Origin of the sequence: Micromonospora sp. RP3T, from assembly GCF_003027925.1 — a bacterium.
In the GTDB taxonomy this organism is placed as follows: Bacteria; Actinomycetota; Actinomycetes; order Mycobacteriales; family Micromonosporaceae; genus Micromonospora.
In genome coordinates this window covers 111,055-117,986 of the sequence record NZ_PYPS01000022.1, presented here as the reverse complement: position 1 = coordinate 117,986, position 6,932 = coordinate 111,055, and the positions used below count along the sequence as shown (strand labels likewise).

Genomic DNA, 6,932 nt, shown 5'->3' with positions numbered 1-6,932 from the left:
CCCGGCCGGTCCGGCCGGCGCGGGGCGCCGGCCGCTGCTGGACCCGGTCGGCGACGCGGTGGCCGTCGTCGCCGCGCTGCTCCAGTCCACCGGCGGGCTGCGGTGAGGACGGCCGCCCTGGCCGCGGCGGTGGCGCTGCCGCTGGCCCACGCGGCGCCGGCGGTCACCACGCTCCCGGCCCTCCGGCAGCGCCTGCTGCCCGGTCTGCACGGCCTCGGGTCACCCGACCGGGTCGCGCTGACCTTCGACGACGGCCCGGACCCGGAGTCGACGCCCCACTTCCTGGACGTGCTGGCCGCGCACCGGGTCCGGGCCACGTTCTTCGTGCTCGGCGTGATGCTGCGGCGCCGACCGGACCTGGGCCGCCGGCTGGTGGCGGCCGGACACGAGGTGGCGCTGCACGGCTGGGCGCACGACAACCTGCTGCTGCGCGGGCCGGCCGGCACCGTCCGCGACCTGACCCGCGCGTACGACCTGGTGGTGGACGTGACCGGCCGGCCGCCGGCGTTCCTGCGCCCGCCGTACGGGGTGCTCACCGGCGCGGCCCTGGTCGCCGCCCGGCGACTGCGTCTGCGGCCGGTGCTGTGGAGTTGCTGGGGGCGGGACTGGACCGCCTCGGCGACCGGGGACGGCGTCCGCCGCCGCGTCCTGGCCGGATTGCGCGGCGGCGGCACGGTCCTGCTGCACGACTCCTCCTGCGCCGCCGCGCCGGGCGCCTGGCGGGCCGGGCTCGCCGCGCTGCCCGGACTGCTCGCGGAGTGCCGCCACCGGGGGTGGCGGGTCGGCCCGCTCGGCGGTCACGGGCTCGCGGCGCGCTGACTGCGGGGGCGGGACCCTACGCCACCACACCGCCGTCGGGACGCGAATCCCGGAGCCGGCGACCCGTTCGGGTCGGCGTGGCTAGCGTGCGGGACATGAGGACCTGGGGACCGTCCGTGGCGCTGGCCGCCGCCCTGCTCCTGCCCCTGTCGACGCCGGTGACACCCGCCGTGGCGGCGACCCGGACCGGCGGGCCGGCCCGCCGGCTGCCGGGTGGGGCGCCGCCCTGCCCGAACGTGCCGGCTCCGGCGACCCGTCCGCCGCAGGCCCCGCCGCCACCCGACCCGGCCGCCCGGTCCGTCGGCGGCGCGGCGCTGGACACCACCGGACTCGTGGTGCCGGCCGCGGCGACCGCGACGCCGCCGCCGGTGACCGCGACCTCGTGGCTGGTCGCCGACCTGGACACCGGCGCGGTGCTCGGCGGCTGCGGCCCGCACGAGTACGGCGTCCCGGCCAGCGTGCAGAAGCTGCTGCTGGCCGCCACCATGCTGCCCCGGCTGGACCCGGACCGGGAGGTCACCATGACGGCCGGTGACCTGGCGATCGAGCCGGGCAGCTCGGCGGTGGGGCTGGCCGAGGGCGGGCGCTACCGGATCGGGACGATCTGGCTGGGCCTGCTGCTGAAGTCGGGCAACGAGGCCGCAAACGCGCTGGCCCGGCTCGGGGGCGGCCCGGACGGGCTGGCCGGCGGCGTCCGCGCGATGAACGACGAGGCGCATCGGCTCGGCGCCCGGCAGACGCACGCGGTCACGCCGTCCGGGCTGGACGGCCCGGGGCAGTTCACCAGCGCGTACGACCTGGCGTTGATCGCCCGGGCGTGCTTCCGCGAGCCGGCCTTCCGGCGTTACACCGCCACCCGTACCGCGCAGGTGCCGGCCCAGCCGGCGCTGCACGAGAAGGCGTTCCAGATCCAGAACGACAACATGCTGCTGGACCACTATCCGGGCGCGCTCGGTGGCAAGACCGGCTTCACCGATCTGGCCCGGCACACGTACGTCGGCGCGGCCGAGCGCGGCGGGCGCCGGCTGGTGGTGACGCTGCTCGGCGCGGAGATCCCCACCCAGCGGGGCTGGCAGCAGGGCGCGGCGCTGCTGGACTGGGGATTCGGGCTGCCCCGGGACGCGGCGGTCGGCCGCCTGGTGGAGCCGGGCGAGCTGGACCGCTCGCCGACGCCCGCCACCGGGGCCGCGTCGGCGCTGGCCGGGCACGCCGACCTGGGCGGCGGCGCGGCGCGGCCCGGCACCGGGTCGGGCGTCGGCGTGCCGCTCACGGTGGGCGCGGTGGTGGTGGCCGGGGGAGCGGTGCTGCTGGCCCGTCGCCGTCGGCACGCCGCGGCGGTGGCACTGTCGGCCGCGCCCGGCCTGCGGAAGCCGGAAATTCCGGAAGGCGACTGAAAAGTCCGGCTGGTCAGTGGCCGGCGGGGGCCGCGGTGCTGTCCCGCACCACCAGTTCGGTGGCCAGTTCGATCCGGGGCGACTCGATCTCCTCACCCTGGGCCAGGCGCAGCACGGTGCGGGCCGCGAGGCGGCCCATCTCCACCAGCGGCTGGCGCACGGTGGTCAGCGGCGGCGAGGCCCACCGCGCCTCGGGCAGGTCGTCGAAGCCGACCACGGAGACGTCGTCGGCGACCCGCAGGCCGCGGCGGCGCACCGCCTCGTAGACGCCGAAGGCCATCTGGTCGCTGGCCGCGAAGATCGCGGTGGGCGGGTCGTCGAGGTCGAGCAGCGCGCCGCCGGCCGTGTAGCCGGCGGCGTGGTAGAAGTCGCCGGGGTGCACCAGCCGGTCGTCGGCCGGTACGCCGGCGGCGGCCAGCGCGGCCCGGTAGCCGTCCAGCCGGGCCCGGCTGCACAGCAGGTGCGGCGGGCCGGCGACGAACCCGATCCGCTGATGGCCAAGGCTCAGCAGGTGCTCGGTGGCGGACAGGCCGCCGGTCCAGTTGGTGGCGCCGATCGCCGGCACGTCCGTCCCGGCCACGCCGGCGTCCGGGTCGACCACCACCACCGGCACGTTGAGCCGGCGCAGTTGCGCGTGCACCGCCGGGCTCAGGTGCGAGGTCACCACGATCACCCCGTCGGAGGCGCGGGCGCGCAGGTTGTGCAGCCACTGCCGGGTGGAGCTGGACTCGCGGTGCACGGCCGAGACGACGATGCCCACCCCGGCGGCGTGGCCGACGTCCTCCACCCCGCGGATGATCTCCACGGCCCAGGGGCTGTCCAGGTCGTTGAAGACCAGGTCGACCAGGTCCGCCCGGCGTACCGTGCGGCTGTTGCGGCGTCGGTAGCCGTGGTGGCGCAGCAGCTCCTCGACCCGCTCCCGGGTGTCCGGCGCGACGTCGGAACGCCCGTTGAGCACCCGCGACACGGTGGGCACGGAGACACCGGCCTCCCGTGCGATCGCGGTGATGGTCACCCTGCGCTCGTCGTCCGCGCTCACCCGTGTTCCCTTCGCCGGCTGCCGGACCGACCGGAAAACCGTTCCGCCCCACGGACATCTTGCCGTACGCCGAGGGCTTGACGACAGATCGACCCGGCCCTAGCGTTCGGACAACTTGCGGAAACCTTCCGGAAACGCGTCGGCGACCGTGCCGCGACGCGCCCCGCCGAGCCGACGAGGAAGCCCAGGCGTGTTCACCGACCTGACCGAGGCCGAGCTCCGCCAGCACCGCAGCGACCTGCGCGAACCCGCCGACTTCGACGCCTTCTGGGCCGAGACGCTGGCCGAGGCCCGCTCCTGCGGCGACCCGGTGACCGCGACCCCGGTGCCGACCCCGCTGACGGCGGCGGACGTCTTCGACGTGACCTTTCCCGGGTTCGCCGGGCAGCCGGTCCGGGCCTGGCTGCGGGTGCCCCGCGCCGCGTCCACGCCGCCGCCGACCGTGGTGCAGTACGTCGGCTACGGCGGCGGACGCGGCCACCCGTTGGAGAACCTGCTCTGGTCCGCCGCCGGCTTCGCCCACCTCCAGATGGACACCCGCGGCCAGGGCTCGGGGTGGAGCCGTGGCGACACCCCGGACGTCGCGGCGGCCGGGCCGCAGGCGCCCGGCATGGCCACCCGGGGCGTGGAGGAGCCCCGCCGCTACTACTACCGGCGCTTCCTGACCGACGCGGTCCGGGCCGTCGACGCGGCCCGCGAGCTGCCGGGCGTCGACCCGACCCGGATCGCCGTGCTGGGCCACAGCCAGGGCGGGGCCGCCGCGCTGGCCGCCGCCGCGCTGGCCCCCGGGGTGCGCGCGGCGGTGGCGCACGTGCCGTTCCTCTGCGACATCCCCCGCGCCGTGGGGCTCACCGACTCGGCGCCGTTCCGCGAGATCCGGGACTACCTGGCCGTGCACCGGGACCGGGCGGAGCAGGTGTTCCACACGCTCGGCTACGTCGACGGGGTCGCGTTCGCCAGGCGTGCCGACGTGCCGGCCCGCTTCTCCGTCGCGCTGATGGACGAGATCGTCCCGCCGTCGACGGTCTACGCCGCGTACCACGACTACCGGGGCGAGAAGGAGCTGACGGTCTGGCGCTTCAACGGCCACGAGGCGGGCGGCATCGACGACGACGCCGCCGCTGTCGACTTCCTCCACGCGACGCTGGGGTAAGGAGGGGCCCCTTGTTAACAGACGTCTGTTAACAAGGGGCCCCTCCTTACCCCGTGGTAGACACGGCAGCGTGCGCAGACGTACGGCAATGCTCCTGGTCGTGGTGGTCACGGCCCTCGCCGCCGGCTGCCAGCGACCCGCGCCGCGCCCGACGCCGTCGGCCACCCCGACCGGCCCCCGTGCCCCGGCCGACATCGTCGACCTGGCCACCGTCGACGCGGGCGTGCGCACCGACATCCGGTACGCCGGCGCGCACAACTTCGTCGGCCGGCCGATCGACGGCTACCCCGAGCCGCTCTGCCTGCTCACCCGCCGGGCCGCGGCGGCGCTGAGTCGGGTGCAGGCCGCCGCGCTCGACCGCGGCCACAGCCTGAAGGTGTACGACTGCTACCGCCCGCAGCGGGCCGTGAACGAGTTCGTCGCCTGGGCGAAGCGCCCGCAGGAGCAACAGATGAAGGCGGAGTTCTACCCCGACGTGCCGAAGGACCGGCTCTTCGCCGACGGCTACCTGGGCGCGCCCACCGCGCACAGCCGGGGCAGCACGCTCGACCTGACCCTGGTCCCGGTGCCCACCCCCACGCAGCCCGGCTACGCGCCCGGCCAGCCGCTGCTGCCCTGCACCGCGCCCACCGGCCGGCGCTTCGCCGACGACTCGGTCGACATGGGCACCGGGTTCGACTGCTTCGACCCGCGCGCCCACACCGCCGCCGGAGGGCTCACCGACGCCGCCCGCCGGAACCGGGCCCTGCTGAAGGAACTGATGACGGCGCAGGGATTCGAGAACTACCCGCGCGAGTGGTGGCACTACCGGTACGTGGACGAGCCGTACCCGGACACCTGGTTCGACTTCCCGGTGGCCCGCTCCTCGCTGCGGTAACCCGGTTGCCTCATGATCCACGACGGTTAGGCTCCGGGGGACCGACCCCGCCCCGGAAGGACGTCCCCGGTGACCATCGAACGGATCGGCCCGCCGCTGCGGGCCGGCGAGCGGGAGACGCTGCGCGCGTTCCTCGACTTCCACCGCGCCACGCTGGCCCGCAAGTGCGAGGGGCTGACCGACGAGCAGTTGCGCCGGCAGTCCTCGCCGCCGTCCACGCTGTCCCTGCTCGGCCTGGTCCGGCACCTGGCCGAGGTGGAACGCGCCTGGTTCCGGCGCGTCATCGCCGCCGAGGACATGCCGCTGGTCTGGTCGGAAACCGACGACTACCAGGCGGCGTACGACGCGCGCGACGCCGACCGCGCGGAGGCGTTCGAGGCGTGGCAGCGCGAGGTCGCGCACGCCCGGCGGATCGAGCTCGCGGCCGAGTCGCTCGACGTGACCGGCCACCAGGCCCGCTGGGGCGAGGACGTCTCGCTGCGCCTGGTGATGCTGCACATGATCCACGAGTACGCCCGGCACAACGGCCACGCCGACCTGCTCCGCGAAGCCGTCGACGGCACCGTCGGCGTGTAAGGCGGGGGCCCCCGTTAACGCCTTCGGTAGAGGCGGGGGCCCCGCTTAACACCACGATCACGGCGCGCGGGGCCGAGGTCCATCACCACCGGTGAGACCGGCGCGCTCAAGGTGGTGCTCACCCGCTGAGTGGTGTTAAGCGGGGCCCCCTCCGCTACCGGAGGCGTTAACCGGGGCCCCCGCCTTACCGCGCAGCGGCAGCCAGGTGAGCACGTTGGCGATCTGCGTGTCCCAGTAGGGCCAGTCGTGGTCGCCGGGGGTGAAGTGGACGGTGAGCGGCAGGCCGCGCCGCCGGGCGGTGTCGACGAACCGGACGTTGTCCTCGTACAGGAAGTCCTCGGTGCCGCAGGCGACGTAGAGCGCGGGCAGGTCGTCGCCGGCGCGCTCCAGCAGCGCCACCGTGTCGTCTCCGTCCGGCGCCGGGCCGTCGCCCCAGACGGTGTGCCACACCGCCGGGTCGAGGGGGCTGGACGGGTGGTGCCGGCGGTGCACCACGTCGAGCGCGCCGGAGAGGCTGGCCGCCGCCGCGAACCGGTCCGGGTGGCGCAGCGCCCACTTCACCGCGCCGTAGCCGCCCATCGACAGGCCGGCCACGAACGTGTCCTCCCGGCGGGTGGAGAGCCGGAAGAACGACCGGCACACCTCGGGCAGTTCCTCGCTGAGGAACGACCAGTACCGGTTGCCGTGCGCCTCGTCGCAGTAGAAACTGCGCTGCGCCTGCGGCATCACCACGGCCAGCCCCAGCGGGGCGGCGTACCGTTCGATCGACGACCGCCGGGTCCACGCCGTGTCGTCGTCGCTGAGGCCGTGCAGCAGGTACAGCACCGGCGGATCTCCGTCGCCGGCCGCGCCGGCCATGCCGATCCCGGTCGCGCCCCGGTCGGGCAGCAGCACCGTCATCGAGGTGCCCAGGCCGAGCGTCTCGGAGAAGAAGTCACACCGTATCCGCGCCATGAGCCGGCAGCGTACCGGTGGCCCGATGGGGGCGGATTGACCGTTCCTATTGCCGCGGGCCCTTCGCGCGGGACAGGATGGGCATGCGTGCCGGAAACGTGTTCGTAACCTGCGCGTTGC

At 75.5% G+C, this 6,932-nt stretch carries 7 protein-coding genes; 5 read left to right on the top strand and 2 right to left on the bottom strand.

The genetic code is table 11. The features are described 5' to 3' along the window. Positions 1–102 precede the first annotated feature (102 nt). Both C8054_RS18915 and C8054_RS18910 read left to right on the top strand, forming a co-directional pair. Positions 103–819, top strand: coding sequence for a polysaccharide deacetylase family protein (locus C8054_RS18915; RefSeq protein WP_107158132.1), 717 nt, complete (start codon positions 103–105; stop codon positions 817–819). A gap of 95 nt (positions 820–914) precedes the next feature. Next, positions 915–2,213 (top strand): D-alanyl-D-alanine carboxypeptidase family protein, encoded by a 1,299-nt coding sequence (locus tag C8054_RS18910; RefSeq protein WP_107158131.1) that lies wholly within the window; start codon positions 915–917, stop codon positions 2,211–2,213. 13 nt (positions 2,214–2,226) lie between these two features. Here the strand turns inward: C8054_RS18910 and C8054_RS18905 are convergent, their stop codons facing one another. Further along, positions 2,227–3,252: a LacI family DNA-binding transcriptional regulator gene (locus C8054_RS18905; protein WP_107158130.1), complete on the bottom strand. Its 1,026-nt coding sequence runs from the start codon at positions 3,250–3,252 to the stop codon at positions 2,227–2,229. Positions 3,253–3,442: 190 nt separating this feature from the next. Between C8054_RS18905 and C8054_RS18900 the strand changes: the two genes are divergently transcribed. From C8054_RS18900 to C8054_RS18890, 3 genes are all read left to right on the top strand, one after another. After that, positions 3,443–4,405, top strand: coding sequence for an acetylxylan esterase (locus C8054_RS18900; RefSeq protein ID WP_107158129.1), 963 nt, complete (start codon positions 3,443–3,445; stop codon positions 4,403–4,405). 88 nt (positions 4,406–4,493) lie between these two features. Further along, a complete protein-coding gene (locus C8054_RS18895; protein ID WP_107158128.1) occupies positions 4,494–5,282 on the top strand; it encodes a M15 family metallopeptidase in 789 nt (262 codons plus the stop codon). A 69-nt stretch (positions 5,283–5,351) separates the two neighbouring features. Further along, positions 5,352–5,858 carry a DinB family protein gene (locus C8054_RS18890; RefSeq protein ID WP_107158127.1) on the top strand — a complete coding sequence of 169 codons (507 nt, stop codon included), beginning with the start codon at positions 5,352–5,354 and terminating at the stop codon, positions 5,856–5,858. 135 nt (positions 5,859–5,993) lie between these two features. Here the strand turns inward: C8054_RS18890 and C8054_RS18885 are convergent, their stop codons facing one another. After that, a complete protein-coding gene (locus C8054_RS18885; RefSeq protein ID WP_107158126.1) occupies positions 5,994–6,812 on the bottom strand; it encodes an alpha/beta hydrolase family protein in 819 nt (272 codons plus the stop codon). Positions 6,813–6,932: the final 120 nt, after the last annotated feature.

Excerpts from the sequence above, each read along its gene's own strand:
- C8054_RS18910 (WP_107158131.1), top strand. The coding sequence starts at position 915 with ATGAGGACCTGGGGACCGTCCGTGGCGCTGGCCGCCGCCCTGCTCCTG.
- C8054_RS18895 (WP_107158128.1), top strand. The coding sequence starts at position 4,494 with ATGCTCCTGGTCGTGGTGGTCACGGCCCTCGCCGCCGGCTGCCAGCGA.
- C8054_RS18885 (WP_107158126.1), bottom strand. The coding sequence starts at position 6,812 with ATGGCGCGGATACGGTGTGACTTCTTCTCCGAGACGCTCGGCCTGGGC.